Here is a 16106-nt window from a genome sequence, read left to right on the forward strand (position 1 = left end):
GGGTCCCCGAGGTGCTGGGCAGCGCCCCGCCGGGCGGCCCGGACTGGCAGCGGCCGCTGCTCGACGTGGACGGCTCCGGCCACCCGCTGCTGGGCACCCTGGCGGTGCTCACCGCGACCGTGCTGGGCACCATGGGCCTGCCGCACGTGCTGATGCGCTTCCACACCAGCCCGGACGGCCGGTCGGCGCGGCGCACCGCGGCGATCACGGTGGCGCTGCTCGGCGTCTTCTACCTGTTCCCCGGGGTGTACGGAGCGCTCTCCCGGGTGCTGGTGCCGCAGCTGTACCTGTCCGGTGCCACCGACACCGCGGTGGTGGCGCTGCCCGCGCAGGTCGACGGCGGCTGGCAGGGGTCGCTGCTCACCGCGCTGCTCACCGCGGGCGCGTTCGCCGCGTTCCTGGCCACCTCGATGGGGCTGCTGCTGGTGATCGCCGGCGCGCTCGCCCACGACCTGCTGCCCGGCGGCGGGCTGCGCCGGCTGCGGGCGGCGGTGCTGGCGGCCGCGCCGGTGGCGGTGCTGCTCGCGCTGGCCGCCGCGAAGATCGACGCCGGAGTGCTGGTCACCTGGGGTTTCACCGTGGCGGCGTCCACCTTCTGCCCGCTGCTGGTGCTCGGGGTGTGGTGGTCCCGGCTGACCCCCGCCGGGGCGCTCGCCGGGGTGCTGACCGGGCTGCTGGCCTCCTCCGGGGCCATCGCGCTGGCGCTGTTCGGGCCGCCGGCCGGAGGCTGGGCCGGGGTGCTGGTCGCCCAGCCCGCGCCGTGGACGGTCCCGCTGGCGTTCGCCGTGATGACCGGGGTGTCGCTGGCCGGCCGCCCGCCGGCCTGGGCGCGCACCGCGCTGCTCCGGCTGCACCTGGACGACGACCACCGCGGCCCCTCGCTGCGCTGACCCCCGAGGATGCCGCTCGTCGCGCCGGGGCGACCGCTCGTCGACCGCTCACCGCACCCTGCGGCGGTTCGGGCGAAGGGAGGTGACGGCCCGGGAGCCCCGGTTTCTAATGTGGCGTGGAACACACGCATCCATCCCCCTGGAGGTCGAAGTGAGCGCCAGCGACGACGACGTGGGAGGCGCGCCCGAGCGCGACTGGGAGGAGGTGCAGTCCGGGCCGGAGTTCACCGAGCTGCGGCGGCGGCTGCGGGTCTTCGTCTTCCCGCTGACCGCCTTCTTCATCACCTGGTACCTGCTGTACGTGCTGATGGCGACCTACGCGCCGGACTTCATGGCCACCCCGGTGTTCGGCAACGTCAACGTCGGCCTGGTCTTCGGCCTGCTGCAGTTCGTCACCACCTTCGTGATCACCGGGCTGTACGCGCGCTACGCCGACCGGCGCCTGGACCCGATCGCCGACAAGCTCCGGCATGAACTGGAGGAGACGAAGTGACCACCCCCGCCTCCCTCCTCCTGGCCGACACCGGCGGCACCATCACCGAGATCAACCCGGTGCTCAACATGAGCGTGTTCGGACTGTTCGTCCTGGTCACGCTCTTCATCGTGTTCCGCGCCAGCCGGAACACCAAGACCGCGGCCGACTACTACGCGGCCGGGCGGTCCTTCAGCGGGCCGCAGAACGGGTTCGCGATCGCCGGCGACTACCTGTCCGCCGCGTCGTTCCTGGGCATCTGCGGCGCCATCGCGATCAACGGCTACGACGGCTTCCTCTACTCGATCGGGTTCCTGGTGGCCTGGCTGGTGGCGCTGCTGCTCGTCGCCGAGCTGCTGCGCAACACCGGCAAGTTCACCATGGGCGACGTGCTCGCCTTCCGGATGCGGCAGCGCCCGGTGCGCGCGGCGGCCGCCATCGCCACCCTCGCGGTCTCCTTCTTCTACCTGCTGGCCCAGATGGCCGGCGGCGGCTCGCTGGTCAACCTGCTGCTCGGCATCGAGGGCGAGGTCGGCCAGAACGTGGTGATCGCCGTGGTCGGCGTGGTGATGATCGTCTACGTGCTGATCGGCGGCATGAAGGGCACCACCTGGGTGCAGATCATCAAGGCCGGGCTGCTGATCAGCGGCGCGCTGGCGATGACCGTGTGGGTGCTGGCGCTGCACGGCTTCAACCTGTCCGAGCTGCTCGCCGACGCCGCCGCCCGGCCGGACGGCAAGGGCGAGGCGCTGCTCGCGCCCGGCGCCCAGTACGGCGAGAGCTGGCTGACCAAGCTGGACTTCCTCTCGCTGGGCGTCGCGCTGGTGCTGGGCACCGCGGGCCTGCCGCACGTGCTGATGCGCTTCTACACCGTGCCCACCGCCAAGGAGGCGCGCCGCTCGGTGGTCTGGGCGATCGCGCTGATCGGGCTCTTCTACCTGTTCACCCTGGTGCTCGGGTACGGCGCGGGCGCGCTGGTCGGCGCGGACGAGATCAACGGCGCGCCGGGCGGGGTGAACTCCGCGGCGCCGCTGCTCGCGCTGGCGCTGGGCGGCCCGCTGCTGCTCGGCTTCATCGCGGCGGTCGCCTTCGCGACCATCCTCGCCGTGGTCGCCGGCCTGACCATCACCGCCTCGGCCTCGTTCGCGCACGACGTCTACGTCAACGTGCTGCGCAGGGGGGCGAGCGACCAGGTCAACGAGGTCAAGGTGGCCCGGATCACCGCCCTGGTGATCGGCGCCATGGCGATCGCCGGCGGCATCCTGGCCAAGAACCAGAACGTGGCGTTCCTGGTCGCGCTGGCCTTCGCGGTGGCGGCCTCGGCCAACCTGCCGACCATCCTCTACACGCTGTTCTGGCGCCGGTTCAACACCAGCGGCGCGCTGTGGAGCATGTACGGCGGGCTGGGCGCCGCGCTGCTGCTGATCGTCTTCTCGCCGGCGGTGTCCGGCGGCGAGAAGTCGATGATCCCCGGCGTCGACTTCGCGCTGTTCCCGCTGAGCAACCCGGGGATCGTCTCCATTCCGCTGTCCTTCCTGCTCGGCTGGGTGGGGACGATGCTCTCCTCGGAGCGGAACCCGAAGAAGCAGGCGGAGATGGAGGTCCGCTCGCTCACCGGAGCGGGCGCGGAAAAGGCCGTCGCGCACTGACGCGGCACCGCCCCGTTTCCGCGGGGAGGGACGGGGGATCCGATTCCCGTCCCTCCCCCTTTCGCTTTTCCGGAACCCTGTCCACACCCTGTGGATTTCCGGTCCTCGAACCGCCGGTGGACGGACGGTGCATTTCCGCTCGGACTTGACAATCCACCCTCGGCTCGCGAATGCTGCCGGATCACGCGCGGCGCCCCGCCCCCGCCTTCCGGAGGATCCCGTGAACGAATTCCTGCTCGTGCTGACCGGCGGTGGAATCTGCCTGGTCAGCAGCGTGACCGTGACCTGGCTGCACTCCCGCCACGTGCACCGCGGCGAGGCGCGCACCGCCGCCCGCGAATCGACCCGGCAGCTCACCGCCCTGTTCATCGCCGAACGGGACGCGGCCCTGGAGGGCGGCGGCCCCACCGACGGGCTGGCCGAGGCCGAGATGCTCTCCATCGCGGTGGCCGACCGGCGGGTCCGGGACCGGATCCGCGCCGCCGTCCGGCTCCTGCGCGAGCTGCACCTGCCCGAGCTGCAGGAGCTCAGCGGCCAGCGCCCGGAGGCCGGCCGCCGGATGCTCTGCGACCACGCCCTGGAGGTGCTGGGCGCGCACTACCGCGGCGAGCGGCCGCCCGCGGTGCCGCAGGCCATGCAGCGCATGCTCACCGTGGAGGACGAGGCGCTGAACATCCACACCGGCGGCGGGCCGATGCCCGCTCCCGCGCCGGCGCCCGCCGTCACCGCCTCCCCGGCCCCGGCCGCCGAGCCCGCCGCGGACAAGGAGAAGGAGAAGAAGGCCGCCACCCGCAAGCCGGGCCGGCGCCCGCGCTCCACCGCGGCCTCCTCCGGCACCGCCTCCGCCACGGCCGCCGCGTCCCCCGCCGCCACCGAGACCGAGGAGCGCCCCGCCTCGCGCCGCCGCACCGCCAAGTCCAAGACCAAGGACCCCGAGGAGAGCGACTTCTGGAACGACTGACCCCGCGCCCGCCCAAAACCAGGGGCACAACGGGTCCAGCAACGGTAAAAGCGCAGATGGGAGACATTACCGGCCGCCGGTACGGAAAGAATCCCCGAAGGGAGACGACCTGACGGAGGGGGATTCCATGACCATCACCGGCATCATCAGCGCGATCGTGGTCGGCCTGATCATCGGCGCGCTCGGCAGGCTGATCGTCCCCGGCAAGCAGCACATCGCCATCTGGCTCACCCTGCTGCTGGGCATCGTCGCGGCGTTCGTCGGCGGGTGGATCGCCTCGCTGTTCTCGACTTTCTGGTTGTTCGTACTGATCGTGCAGATCGTGGTCGCCGCGGCGCTGGTCTACCTCGTCGACGGGCTCTATGCGCGCAGGGCCTGACCTCGGTCTTCCGGGGGCGCGGCGGCGCGCCCCCGGAGGTTTTCCCCCGGGTTTCCGGGCACCGTTCTCGAATTCGGGCGCCCCCCGCGCACATTAGGGCCCGACCATCTCGTAGGATCTCCCTCACCGCCTTCCCCGGCGGTTCTGCGGACGCCCCCGCCGCACTGCGCTGTGATCCGCCCGGCCCCGACCCGGCAGCCCTTCCCCCGGCGCCCGGCGGGCCCGGTACGCCCCGTCCCAACGCCCTCTCGTCGAGAAGAACCCCTCCATGCCCGATGACGAAGCCCGCACGCCCGGTAACGACGGCGAGGCGGACGCCCCGCAGAGCACGGACAGCGCGAACGGCGGCAGCGGCACCGAAGGCACCCCGGCCCCGGCCGGAGAGGAAGGCGCCGCGGAGCCGCAGGAGCCCGCCGAGAGCGAACCCGCCGAGCCCGAAGCGGCCGCGCCCGCCGAAGAGAAGTCCGCCGGCGAGGAGCCCTCCGAGGAGAAGTCCGCCGACGAGGAGCCCGCCGAGAGCGGGCCCGGCTCCGCCGCTCCGGCGGCCGCCGCCGCACCCGCCCCCCGGCGCCGGCGCTGGCCCCGGGTGGTGGCCTGGACCGCCGCCTGCATGGCCCTGGTGCTGCTGGCCGGAGCGGCCGGCGCCTACGGCTACTACCGCTCGCTCCGCGCCGACATGGTCCAGCACGACCTGGACAGCGCGCTGGCCGAGGAGGACCGGCCGGAGAAGATCGGCGACGACGTCAACATCCTGTTCATCGGCTCCGACGGCCGGGAGGACGGGAACGCGGCCTACGGCGGCCGCGACTTCGTCGGCGAGCGGTCCGACTCGCTGATGCTGGCGCACATCTCCCCGGACAGCCGGGTCACCGTGGTGAACTTCCCGCGCGACTCGCTGGTGCAGATCCCGCAGTGCGACGCCTACGGCGAGACCGAGGGCACCACCGGCTACTACGGCATGATCAACGCGGCCCTGTTCCACGGCGGCCCGCCCTGCGTGGTGAAGACGATCGAGTCGCTCACCGACGTCCGCATCGACCACTTCGCGCACCTGAGCTTCGTGGGTTTCCGCGACATGGTGGACGCCATCGGCGGCGTGCCGATGTGCATCCCCGAGCCGATGAAGGACGAGCGGTCCAAGCTCGACCTGGAGGCCGGTCAGCAGGTGCTCGACGGCGAGGAGTCGCTCGCCTTCGTCCGCGCCCGCTACGAGATCGGCGACGGCGGCGACATCGGCCGGATCGACCGGCAGCAGATGTTCCTCGGCGCCCTGGCCGCCGAGGCGACCAGCAGCGACGTGCTGACCGACCCGCGCAAGCTGGACGGCCTGCTGCGCGCGGTCTCCGCGCACACCGCCACCGACAGCGACCTGACGCTGGACGCGATGGTCTCGCTCGGCTCCACGCTGGCCGAGTCCGAGCTGGACGAGATCTCCTTCTACACCGTCCCGTGGGCCCAGGCGCCCACCGACCCCAACCGGGTGATCTGGCGCGAGGAGGACGCCGCCCGGCTGTTCGCCGCGATCAAGGAGGACCGCCCGGTCGAGGAGACCGGGCTGGAGACCGACGGGTCCGAGGGCGGCGAGGAGCCCGAGGACGACGAGGGCGAGGAGCGCGGCGAGGACGTCCCGGAGCCGGACCCGGCGAGCGGCCCGGCGCCCGCGCTCGCCGAGTCCGGCCCGCTCTCCCTCCCGGTCGTGCTGGACGACGGGCAGGACCCCGAGGACGAGGGCATCGAGGGCCGCGACGCCACCGCGAACCCGTGCGTGGACGGGCTCGGCGAGGGCACCGAGGACGAGTCCTCCGCGGACAGCCGCAGGTGAGAGCCGATCCGGCCGGACCGACCGTCCGGCCGGATCCGGCCACCGGGCCCCCTGCCGCTCCGTGCCCTGGACCGATGCGGTGAAATGGGTCCGGTGGATTATTTCGGGTTGATTCGGCATATCCCTGAACCGATCGCCCGCCCCACGAGTCTCAGAGTGCGGAGGCGCCCCCGCCGCTGCCGCCGCGCCGTTCCCCCTTTGAAGACGACCTGGAGGATCAGTGACCCCCCGCTCCCCCTTTCCCCTCGCCCTGAAGCACGGGGCGATCGGTGCCGCCGCCGTCCTCCTCGCCACCGGGTGCAGCACCGGTGAGGGCGACCTGACCGGCGCCGCGGAGGACGCGGTCATCTCCATCTCCCCCGAGGACGGCGCGAAGGAGGTCCCCTTCGGCGAACCGATCACCGTCAGCGCGGAGAACGGCGAGATCACCGACGTGACCGTCGAGCAGACCGACCCCTCCGGGGAGGGCGAGCCCGACACCTCGATGACCGGTGCGCTGAACAAGGACAAGAGCACCTGGACCAGCCACTGGACGCTCATCCCGGGGAGCGAGGTGGAGGTCACCGCGGTCGCGGAGAACGCCGACGGCGAGGAGACCGAGACCACCGGCTCCTTCGTCGCCGCCGAGGCGCCGGACGGCCAGCGGCTGGAGGTCAAGGACGACACCTTCGAGCGCGGCCTGAGCACCGACACCGAGGTCGGCGTCGGCATGCCGGTGATCATCGACTTCGACATGCCGGTGGAGAACAAGGCGCAGGTGGAGGCGGCCATGGAGGTCACCTCGGAGAAGCCGGCCAAGGGCGCGTGGAACTGGTTCGGCGACAAGCGCGCGGTGTTCCGCACCGAGGAGTACTGGGAGCCGAACCAGACCGTGACCGTCGACCTCAACCTGGCCGGGGTGGAGTCCTCCGACGGGGTGTACGGCATGGAGAACTCGTCGTTCGAGATGAAGGTCGGCCGGTCCCAGATCACCGAGATCGACAACGACACCCACCACATGACGGTGGAGCGGGACGGGAAGCAGATCAAGGAGTTCCCGGTCAGCCTGGGGCAGAACACCCAGCACCAGTTCATCACCCGCAGCGGCGTGCACCTCACCATGGAGAAGCACACCGACTACCGGATGAGCAACGACACCCTGGGCGTCAAGCCCGGCGACCCCGGCTACTACGAGGAGTTCGTGGAGTACGCGGTGCGGATCTCCGACACCGGGGAGTTCCTGCACGCGGCGTCCTGGAACGGGCAGCTGGGCGAGGCCAACACCAGCCACGGCTGCGTGAACATGGCGGTCTCCGACGCCGGCTGGTTCTACGAGGAGTCGCTGCCCGGCGACCCGGTCGACGTCAAGAACAGCGGCCGCGACATGGAGGTCGACAACGGCTGGGGCTTCTGGGTCCGGCCGTGGGACGAGTGGGTGGAGAAGAGCGCCCTGGGCAAGGCCGACGACACGAGCAAGCCCGGCACCGCCGGCTCCCCGCACAGCACGGAGAAGAAGGACGAAGAGGGCGATCAGGAGGAGAAGCAGGAGGCCGGAGCCTGAGCCGGAGCCCTGCCGCTGCTCGATCGAGCGGCCCGCGACGCGGAGGCGTCGCGGGCCGCTTTTCTCATGGCCGCTCTTCGCGGCCGGTGGTCATGCCGGTGGGCCGGTCGCGCTCTTCCAGGGGGTGGGCAGTCGGCCGCCGGCGCGGAGGTGTTCGTCGAGCGCGGTGAAGGCGTCGTCGGCGACCTGCTGGTTGAGCGCGCGCTCGGCCACCGTGCGGCCGCGTTCGCGCAGGGCCTCGGAGAGGCGGTCGTAGAGGGCGTCGGCGGCCTCGGTGACGGGGTCGGGCCGGTGGACCCGAGGGTAGAGGACGCGCGTGCCCTGTCCGGCGGTCATGCGGCTGCCGCCTCTCGGATCATCCGGGCGAGGAGTCGCTGCTCGGATTCGCGGGCCATGGTGGCGGCCCGGGGGTCGACGGCGTAGGCGCGCACGCGCGGGCTGGGGGTGAACTCGGTGAGCGCGGCGTCGAGCAGGTCGGTGGAGGAGGCCGCCACCACGACGCCGTCCTCCACCAGTGAGGTGGCGACGTAGCAGGCGTCCTGGCCGTCCTTGTAGCTCAGGCTCCAGCGGTTCTTGTGGCGCAGGGTGAGGTCGCACAGGGCGGAGTAGTCCGGGATCTGCCACCGGGTGTAGGGGCGGATGGGCGAGGGCTCGGCCTCGCCCCGCACCGCAGGCGCGGGGGCCGGGTCGGGCTCGGGCTCCGCCGGCTCCGGGGCGGGCCTCGGGGCGGACGCGGGTGCGGTGCGGCGGGTGGCGCGGTGGCGTCCGGGCGGGCCCCAGGCCGGGAACCGGCAGACGGGCAGCCAGGCCAGGAAGGACAGGAGCAGTGAGAGCCGCATCAGCGACCTCCTCGGGATGGATGCCGCCTGGGAGGGGCGGCTGTTACATCGGGTGAACGCTATAGTGCACCAGTGCACTCAAACTTGCAATGCTAACTTTTGAAGTAGACACACATTCAGATCATGCCCCCACGCTAGAGGGTGAGCAACGCACGAAATGTCTGGTTCCGGGGTCTCGGGCATAGGATCAACGGCCAAAAGCAACGCTCAGCGGGAGAGGGGGGACATGGCCGGTAGCCCGACAGTGCGCAGGAAGAGGCTCTCGCGGAAGCTTCGCGAGCTCCGCGAGGCCAACAAGCTGACTTCGGAGCAGGCCACAAAGAAGGCCGGGTTCTCGCGAGGGAAGCTCACTCGCATGGAGCGAGACGAGTGGACTCGCCCCAACCCGAAGGACATCTCAATACTGCTCGACGTCTACAAGGTCACCGACCCCGCTGAACGCGAGGCCTACCTGGCCCTCGCAAAGCAGGCCCGCCAACGCGGCTGGTGGGTCTCCTACTCCGACGCTCTCGGCAAGGGCGCCTTCGTTGGCCTGGAGACCGAGTCCTCAGCCATCCGCTCGGTAGAATCCCTGCTCATCCCCGGATTGCTCCAGGTCGAAGAGTATGCTCGTGCCGTCATCCGCGGCGGCGGCGTCACCGACGAGGATGAGATCGAGCGTCGCGTTGAAGCCCGCATGCTGCGCAAGCAGATTTTGACGCGCCCCGATGCTCCGACCTTCTGGGCGATCATCGATGAGTCAGCGCTCCGCAAGATCACTCCGGACCTCGCCGGCCAACTGCAGTACCTGCTGGACGTCCAGCGTTCGAACCTTCGCATCCAGGTGCTTCCGGATCGACTGGGCATCCATGCCGCCATGGCCGGGAGCTTCGTGATCCTTGATTTCCCGGATGATCCGAGCGTCGTGTACATAGAAACACCTGAAGATCAGCTGTTCCTGGAAGACGCCGACCAGCTGCGCCGATACGAGCTTCTGTATGGCTATGCGCAGTCTTCTGCGCTGTCGGTGGACGACTCTCGGGCGCTCATCCAAGCTCGGCTGGACGCGATCACATAGAAGGTCCGAGATGCCCGCTATTTATCAAAACTCATTCCATAAGAGCAGCTACAGCTCCGCCAAGCAGGAGAACTGCGTAGAGGTGGCAGAAGGGACGGTGACCGCTGTCCGCGACAGCCAGAACCGCCACCTGGGGCATGTTGAGTTCAGCGCCTCTGAATGGCGTGCCTTCCTCGATGCCCTGAAGGCCGGCGAGCTGTAGCCCGAACATGAAGACGGCCCCGGCTGCCCGCCGGGGCCGTCTTCGTGTTCACCAAAACATCCCACACGCATAGTACACATTCCGCGACGCTGCGCCTAGCGATGGGAAAAGCCCGCCCTTTCCCATCAGTGGTCCAGCGTTCCGGCCGGGCGCGGCGTTTCGCGGAGCGGGGGTTCAGACGGGCGGCGAGGGTGGCGAGGGGACCGGCCGGTCGGTCGGGTGCGGCGCCCCGCGGAGCGAAGGTTCAAGCAAGCAGCGACGGCGGGAGGGGGTCGGGGCGGCCGGTCAGGTGCGGCAGAGCGGGCAGGGGCGTCGGGATCGCCGCGCACGCGCCGCCCCGGCGCCGGGGCCGGCCGCTCCGGAAACCACCACCCCTCTCTGACCTGGGTGAATACCCACGGTGATGGTGGGGTGGGGCGCCCTGCGCACCGCGAGAGCACCCCGGTGATTCCCGGGCGCGCATCCCGGCCCGGATCGGCCCCCGGCAGCCCCGAATCGCCTCGATCGGGTCGGCGATCGGGGGTTCGAGCCACCCGTAAGACCGGAAAGCAGGGGGCCGGAACCCGGGAAGGGCGGGAGTTGGGGGTGGGATGTCGCTTTTGCCCTGCCGGGAGGACCTGCCTTGGCCACTCTGGGTAACCGGGGAGGGGGCGGTGAGGGCTTCGGGGCTTACTACTCGCTGGTAGATGTAATCGGGGTGCTGCGGAGGTGCGCAGGGCACCCCGCCCCCGCCCGATCCTCGATGCAAACCCGGCATAGGGGATATGACCCCCTGGTGGGTGCGGGCGGCCCGGCCGCGCCGCAGGGACACCGCTTCCTCCCGCCAGGAGCACGCGCCGGGCTGGTGAACGCGGCCGCCCCGCCCCCTCCCCACCGTCGCCGCCGGCTTGAACCCCCGCCCCGCGAGACGCCGCGCCCGGGTGAGGCGCCCGCCCCGCCCCCACCGCTGCCGTCGCTGCCAGCCTGAACCTTCGCTCCGCGGGGCGCCGCGCCTGACCGACCAGCCGGTCCCCCTCCCCGCCGTCGCCGCCCGTCTTGACCTGTGCCCCGTGGGGCGCCGCGCCCGGTCGGGACGCTGGATGGGAGAAGGGGGGAGGCGGCACCGGGAAGCGCTCGGAGGAGGAGGCGTAGGCGGGCCTCTCCCATCAACGATCCGGATGGCGACCGCCGGGCCCAGTGAGACCTCAGCGCACGACGTCGTAGACGACCTTCACCACGCCGTTCCCGTAGCTCTCCGACTCGCGCAGGGACAGGTTCTGCTTCTCCCGGTCCTCGCGGCTGAAGATGCTCTTCCCCGCCCCCAGCAGAACCGGGAAGACCAGCAGGTTGTAGCGGTCGATCAGGTCCGCCTCCGCCAGGCGGCGCGCCAGCTCCGCGCTGCCGTGGATGAAGATCGCCCCGCCCTCGCCCCGCTTGAGCTCCGCCACGTCCTCGGTGGACCGCAGGATCGTGATCTCCCCCCAGTCCCCGACCAGCTCGTCGTCGCCCAGCGAGCCGGACACGACGTACTTCGGCAGCTCCTTGTAGGCCGCGTGGTCCTCCGATTTCGGCCAGATGGGAGCGAACGCCTCATAGCTGCGGCGCCCGAACATCAGCGCCGAGGTCTCCTCGATCTCCTCGCCCTTCAGCGAGTACGCCTCCGGCACGAACGGCGTCTGCATCACCCATCCGCCGCTGCGGTGCCCCTCGGCCGTTCCCCCGGGCGAGTCCACGACGCCGTCCAGCGACATGAACCCCGTGTAGACCAGCTCTCGCGCCATGGCGATCTCCGTTCGATTCCCTCGGTCGGACGACCTGATCCGACACTGTAGGGACAGGCTCCGACATCAGGCCCCGCCACCCCCGCCGGAACGGGCCCGCCCCGCCGAACAACCGCCCCCTGACGAGCCACAACGATCGGTTGTGCACTCCTAGGGTGCTCCCGTGGACACCGAAGCACTGCGAACCTTCGTCCGGGCCGCCGAGCTCGGGCGCCTGCAGCACGCCGCCGACGAGCTGGGCGTGACGCAGCAGGCCGTCTCCAAGCGGATCGCCGCCCTGGAGCGCGAGCTGGAAGTCCGCCTGTTCACCCGCACCGCCCGAGGGGTCGAGACCACGCCCGACGGCCAGGCCCTCCTCCCCCACGCCCGGAGCATCGTCGCGGAGGTCGAGCGCGCCGTCGCCGCGGTCCGGCCCGGCTCCCGGGCCCTCCGGATCGACGTCCTCGGCCGGCGGAGCGCGCAGGCCGCCGTCCTGCACGACTACTGGCGCTCGCACCCCCGCACCGACCTCGACGTGGTGGCCCTCAAGGACACCGACCCGCGCGCCGCGGCCGCCGCGGTCGAAGCGGGCGACGTCGACGCCTCGTTCCGCAGCGTCACCGACCCGGCCGCGCTCCCGTCCGACCTGCGGATGATCCACGCGTTCGACTCCCCGCTGGAACTCCTCGCCGGCCCGAGGCACCCGCTCGCCTCCGCGCGCGCCTTGACCCCTGCCCAGCTGCGCAAACACCGGATCTGGGTGCCCGGCATCGTGCCCCGGAGCGAGTGGGCGGAGTTCTACGACGAACTCGCCGCCCGCTTCGACCTGCGCATCGACGCGGCGGGGCCGCACTTCGGGGACGAGGTGCTCTTGGACGTCCTCGCGGAATCCGCGGACGTGGCCACCTTCGTCGGGGCGCGCGACCGGTACATCTGGCCGGCCGGGCACGACCTGCGCCGCATCCCCATCGTGAACCCGGTCCTCGCGTACCCGCTCTCGCTCATCCTGCCGAGGAGCAACCCGCACCCGGGCCTCCGCGGGATCATCGCCCACCTCGAAGGCCTGCCGGGGATCCCCGGAGAGGTCTGGCGCCCGTCCTGGGCGCCGGCGCCGCGCCACGGCGGCGGCGACCGCGGCGGCGACGACGGCGGCCCCGCCGCCCCCCGCTGAACCCCGTCCGTCCCTACCGAACCGGAGAGAAGGATCTTCCATGCCCAAGCCCAACGAACGCTTCATGCGCATTCACGGTGACGAATTCCAGGCCATGGTCGAACGGGTCATGCAGGTCACCGAGCTCACCTCGCGGCTGAACGTGCTGCCCTTCGACGACGAGGCGGGAAAGGCGGAGCTGTTCGAGCAGATCCTCGGCGGGCCGCTGCCGGCGGGGGTGACCATCTACCCGCCGTTCTACACCGACCACGGGCTCAACCTGGACCTCGCGGAGCGGGTGTTCATCAACCAGAACTGCACGTTCCTGGACTACGCCGGGATCCGGATCGGCGAGAAGACGATGATCGGTCCGAAGGCCACCTTCATCACCGGCGGCCACCCGATCGACCCGGCGGAGCGGAAGGAGTGGGTGAACTCCGCGCCCATCGACATCGCGGAGAACGTCTGGATCGGCGCGGGCGCCACGATCCTGCCCGGCGTCGGCATCGGCCGCGACTCCGTGGTCGCCGCCGGCGCGGTGGTGGCCGAGGACGTCCCCCCGGCCACCCTGGTCACCGGCGCCAAGGCGACCGTGAACCGTCAGTGGTGATGGGACCGGGCCGGCCATAGGCCGCCGCCGGCCTCCTCCTGCTCCGGGAAGCGGAGGTCGGTGACGGCCGCCAGGTCGATGCCGTGGCGGGCGTAGACCTTGGTGGTGTTCTCCCCGGTCAGCCGCTCCTCCCCGTACCCGAGGAGGGCGGCGGTGCGCACCACCTGGTCCCGGTCGGCGGCCTCGATCTCCAGGTAGGGCGGGATCAGCGGCCAGGAGTCGATCTCCAGCCGGGCGCCCTGCAGGGTGAAGCTGCGGCGGTGGTTCTCCTGGTAGGCCTTGGGCCGGTAGCCGAGCTTGCCGAGCAGGGCATCGGCGGTGGCGAAGTCGGAGACCTCGACCTCGGTCTCCCGGGTGCCGCCGATCTCGTCGGAGTCGATCTCCTTCACGGTGAGCGTGACCGCCGACCCGGTGTCCCGCAGCCGGATCCAGCGCCCCTCGTCACCGGGTTCGATGTCGTAGACGTAGCGCCGCTGCAGGGCCTCGCCGGCCGGCTCCCCTCCTTCGGCCAGGATCCTGGCGGCCAGGGCCTCGGGGTCGATGTCGAGGACCTTGGCCTCGTACTCGATGAAGGTACGGCTCACGTCGGGGGTTCCTTCCGGTTCGCGGCCAGGGCCGCGGTGGCGAGGAAGACCAGCGAGCTCGCGGACGAGAAGACCACGAACGGCGCCGCCGACTCCCAGTCGATCAAGGGGGCGGCGACCGGGAGCACGATGACGAGCAGGACCAGTGAGGACGCCAGCATCGCGATCCCCAGGGTCCGGACCGGCCGCTCCGCCCCCGCCCACCGCAGCACCGGCACCGCCACCGGGGCGAACACCATGCCGACCGCGAGGAGCCACAGCGAAAGCGCCTCGGACTCGGCCTCGCCCGTGTGCTGGGGCTCGAAGAGCAGGCCCAGGAAGAGCACCATGATCGCGATGCAGGGGTAGAACCACACCCAGCCGAGGACCGCGGTGCCGGCGAAGCCCAGCGGCCGCCTCCACCGGGCGGGGACCCGCGACCGCTTGCCGCCCTTGCCGGGGGCTTCGGGCCCCTGCCCGGATCCGGAGAGCGCTGCGGCCTCTCCTCCCCTGCGCCCCTCCCCCTCACCCATGCGGGCTCCAGAAGGGCGCCGGGGCGGCCGATTCAGCGTCAGAGCGCAGCAAGGCGGGCCCTGAGCAGGCAGAACTCGTTGCCTTCGGGGTCGGCGAGGACATGCCACGGCTCCTCGCCGGTCTGCCCGATGTCGGCCGGGCGGGCACCGAGCTCGAGCAGGCGCTCGAGTTCGTCGTCCTGGTCGCGGTCGACGGCGTTGACGTCGATGTGCAGCCGGGTCTTCCCGGGCTCCGGCTCGTCCCTGCGGCTGAGGATGATCGTCGGCTGTGCACCGCCGAACCCTTCGCGCGGCCCGATCTCCACCATCTCGCCGTCCTCGCGGTCGAGCACGACGAAGTCCAGGACCTCGCACCAGAAGCGCGCCAGCGCCTCGGGGTCGCGGCAACCGAGCACGAGTTCACTGATACGGCTTGCCATTGGCCGAACCCACTCTCATTCCAGGGGGCCGCCGGGAGCGCACACGGAGTCCCGCGGTCCCCGGCGGGAAAGAAGCCGCACGACTGTACCGAACGGAACGGGCGCGGGTGAAGCGGTTTCAGGCCCGCCCCGAACGACGGCCCCGGCCGCCGAGGCGACGCAGCGCTCAGCCGGGACGGTGGCAGGCGAGGCCGACCGCCCACCTCGAACCAATACGTACAATTTCTTGTACAATAAAGGTGAGTTCAGGTGCGCTACGGGAGGCTGAGACGTGAAGACCATGACCTACTCCGAGTCCCGCGCCAACTACGCCGCCGCTCTCGACTCCGTGATCGATGACAGAGAAGAGCTCGTCATCACCAGAGCAGGGCGCGAGCCGGTGGTGATGATGGCTCTCTCCGAATACGAGACCCTGAAGGAGACCGCCTACCTTCTGCGCAGCCCTGAGAACGCTCGGCGCCTCGTGACCGCGATCGAGGAACTCGAGGCCGATCGCGGGATCGAGCGGGAGCTGAGCGAGTGAGGCTGGTCTGGGCGGAGAGCGCTTGGGAGGACTACGTCTGGCGGCAAGGCCAGGACAGAAAGATCCTCAAACGCATCAACACGCTGATCAAGGACATCTCCCGTAACGGCAACGAAGGCCTCGGAAAGCCGGAGCCGCTGCGACACGGTTTCCAGGGCTACTGGTCACGCCGTATCACCGATGAGCACCGACTCGTGTACAAGCTGGGCGAGGACGAGATCCGCATCGCCGCCTGCAGATACCACTACGGGAAATGACCTCCGCGGTCCAGTGTTCGAAGCGGCCGAACGACCGACGTCGCCCCGAGAACACCACCTGCATCGACGCGTCGCCGCGGCTCGCCGGCGACCGATCCGGCCGCCGGTGGGCCCGATAGGCGGCCTCGGCCCATGACCGCGGCGGTGGGGACGGAAACAGCGACCACCCTGCCCCAAGGCGATGATCTTGACGTTGCGGGGGTATCGGGGCGCCCTGATACCCCCGCAACGTCAAGATCATCGGAGGAGAGCCGGGGGCGTGAGCGCCGGGAGGGGGCGGGGCCGCTCGATCCCCGCCCCCTCGTTCCGGGGAAGGTGCGCCGCCCGCGATCCCAGCGGAATGATCGCGGGCGGCGACCGGCCCGGGCGGCCGAAGCGCCGTCCGGGCCCGTGCGCCCCGCCTTCCGGCGGAAAGGCGGTGCGCACGGCCTGTGGGGCGGGCTCCCCTACCGCTCCTCCCCTCGCCGGGGCCGCCGGACGGAGGCGGCCCGCTGAAAACGG

At 71.2% G+C, this 16106-nt stretch carries 19 protein-coding genes; 13 read left to right on the top strand and 6 right to left on the bottom strand.

What is annotated here, in order from left to right:
- From D459_RS32800 to D459_RS0125705, 7 genes are all read left to right on the top strand, one after another.
- Nucleotides 1-890 (top strand): sodium:solute symporter family transporter (locus D459_RS32800; RefSeq protein WP_017595868.1); only part of this gene is annotated, 890 nt, incomplete at its 5' end.
- A gap of 109 nt (nucleotides 891-999) precedes the next feature.
- Nucleotides 1000-1383: a DUF485 domain-containing protein gene (locus D459_RS0125680; protein WP_081620706.1), complete on the top strand. Its 384-nt coding sequence runs from the start codon at nucleotides 1000-1002 to the stop codon at nucleotides 1381-1383.
- A gap of 41 nt (nucleotides 1384-1424) precedes the next feature.
- Nucleotides 1425-3011, top strand: a complete 1587-nt coding sequence (locus D459_RS0125685) for a sodium/solute symporter (RefSeq protein ID WP_026120760.1) — start codon at nucleotides 1425-1427, stop codon at nucleotides 3009-3011.
- 220 nt (nucleotides 3012-3231) lie between these two features.
- A complete protein-coding gene (locus D459_RS36420) occupies nucleotides 3232-3972 on the top strand; it encodes a hypothetical protein (RefSeq protein ID WP_040711090.1) in 741 nt (246 codons plus the stop codon).
- 127 nt (nucleotides 3973-4099) lie between these two features.
- A complete protein-coding gene (locus tag D459_RS0125695; protein WP_017595871.1) occupies nucleotides 4100-4351 on the top strand; it encodes a GlsB/YeaQ/YmgE family stress response membrane protein in 252 nt (83 codons plus the stop codon).
- Between the two features lie 268 nt (nucleotides 4352-4619).
- Nucleotides 4620-6173 carry an LCP family protein gene (locus D459_RS0125700; RefSeq protein ID WP_017595872.1) on the top strand — a complete coding sequence of 518 codons (1554 nt, stop codon included), beginning with the start codon at nucleotides 4620-4622 and terminating at the stop codon, nucleotides 6171-6173.
- A gap of 220 nt (nucleotides 6174-6393) precedes the next feature.
- On the top strand, nucleotides 6394-7713 hold the full coding sequence (locus D459_RS0125705) for a L,D-transpeptidase (protein WP_017595873.1): 1320 nt from the start codon (nucleotides 6394-6396) through the stop codon (nucleotides 7711-7713).
- Between the two features lie 90 nt (nucleotides 7714-7803).
- Here the strand turns inward: D459_RS0125705 and D459_RS0125710 are convergent, their stop codons facing one another.
- Both D459_RS0125710 and D459_RS33885 read right to left on the bottom strand, forming a co-directional pair.
- The gene (locus D459_RS0125710) at nucleotides 7804-8049 is read right to left on the bottom strand and encodes a hypothetical protein (RefSeq protein ID WP_017595874.1); all 246 of its coding nucleotides are present in this window, start codon (nucleotides 8047-8049) and stop codon (nucleotides 7804-7806) included.
- Complete coding sequence (locus D459_RS33885) at nucleotides 8046-8552, bottom strand: hypothetical protein (protein ID WP_051065542.1); 507 nt, start codon at nucleotides 8550-8552, stop codon at nucleotides 8046-8048. Before D459_RS33885 ends, D459_RS0125710 begins: the two co-directional genes overlap by 4 nt.
- 226 nt (nucleotides 8553-8778) lie before the next feature.
- Here D459_RS33885 and D459_RS0125720 point away from each other — a divergent pair, with 226 nt between their 5' ends.
- Nucleotides 8779-9609, top strand: a complete 831-nt coding sequence (locus D459_RS0125720; RefSeq protein WP_017595875.1) for a helix-turn-helix domain-containing protein — start codon at nucleotides 8779-8781, stop codon at nucleotides 9607-9609.
- A gap of 10 nt (nucleotides 9610-9619) precedes the next feature.
- On the top strand, nucleotides 9620-9811 hold the full coding sequence (locus D459_RS0125725) for a DUF397 domain-containing protein (protein WP_017595876.1): 192 nt from the start codon (nucleotides 9620-9622) through the stop codon (nucleotides 9809-9811).
- Nucleotides 9812-10995: 1184 nt separating this feature from the next.
- On the opposite strand, the gene D459_RS0125730 is transcribed toward D459_RS0125725, so the two are convergent.
- The gene (locus tag D459_RS0125730) at nucleotides 10996-11571 is read right to left on the bottom strand and encodes a dihydrofolate reductase family protein (RefSeq protein WP_017595877.1); all 576 of its coding nucleotides are present in this window, start codon (nucleotides 11569-11571) and stop codon (nucleotides 10996-10998) included.
- Nucleotides 11572-11734: 163 nt separating this feature from the next.
- On the opposite strand from D459_RS0125730, the gene D459_RS32815 reads away from it, so the two are divergent.
- On the top strand, nucleotides 11735-12721 hold the full coding sequence (locus tag D459_RS32815; protein WP_017595878.1) for a LysR family transcriptional regulator: 987 nt from the start codon (nucleotides 11735-11737) through the stop codon (nucleotides 12719-12721).
- Between the two features lie 40 nt (nucleotides 12722-12761).
- On the top strand, nucleotides 12762-13310 hold the full coding sequence (locus tag D459_RS0125740) for a DapH/DapD/GlmU-related protein (protein WP_017595879.1): 549 nt from the start codon (nucleotides 12762-12764) through the stop codon (nucleotides 13308-13310).
- On the opposite strand, the gene D459_RS0125745 is transcribed toward D459_RS0125740, so the two are convergent.
- The 3 genes from D459_RS0125745 to D459_RS0125755 are packed head-to-tail and all read right to left on the bottom strand — an operon-like array spanning nucleotide 13301 to nucleotide 14825.
- The gene (locus D459_RS0125745) at nucleotides 13301-13894 is read right to left on the bottom strand and encodes a class IV adenylate cyclase (RefSeq protein ID WP_017595880.1); all 594 of its coding nucleotides are present in this window, start codon (nucleotides 13892-13894) and stop codon (nucleotides 13301-13303) included. The genes D459_RS0125740 and D459_RS0125745 overlap by 10 nt on opposite strands.
- Nucleotides 13891-14406, bottom strand: a complete 516-nt coding sequence (locus D459_RS0125750) for a hypothetical protein (RefSeq protein WP_017595881.1) — start codon at nucleotides 14404-14406, stop codon at nucleotides 13891-13893. The genes D459_RS0125745 and D459_RS0125750 overlap by 4 nt, the downstream gene beginning before the upstream one ends.
- Before the next feature lie 38 nt (nucleotides 14407-14444).
- Nucleotides 14445-14825 (bottom strand): VOC family protein, encoded by a 381-nt coding sequence (locus D459_RS0125755; protein WP_026120763.1) that lies wholly within the window; start codon nucleotides 14823-14825, stop codon nucleotides 14445-14447.
- A gap of 271 nt (nucleotides 14826-15096) precedes the next feature.
- Between D459_RS0125755 and D459_RS0125760 the strand changes: the two genes are divergently transcribed.
- Nucleotides 15097-15348: a type II toxin-antitoxin system Phd/YefM family antitoxin gene (locus tag D459_RS0125760; protein WP_017595883.1), complete on the top strand. Its 252-nt coding sequence runs from the start codon at nucleotides 15097-15099 to the stop codon at nucleotides 15346-15348.
- Nucleotides 15345-15605 (top strand): Txe/YoeB family addiction module toxin, encoded by a 261-nt coding sequence (locus tag D459_RS0125765; RefSeq protein ID WP_017595884.1) that lies wholly within the window; start codon nucleotides 15345-15347, stop codon nucleotides 15603-15605. Before D459_RS0125760 ends, D459_RS0125765 begins: the two co-directional genes overlap by 4 nt.
- The last annotated feature ends 501 nt before the right edge of the window (nucleotides 15606-16106 follow it).

Source organism: Nocardiopsis potens DSM 45234, from assembly GCF_000341105.1.
Lineage (GTDB): Bacteria > Actinomycetota > Actinomycetes > Streptosporangiales > Streptosporangiaceae > Nocardiopsis_A > Nocardiopsis_A potens.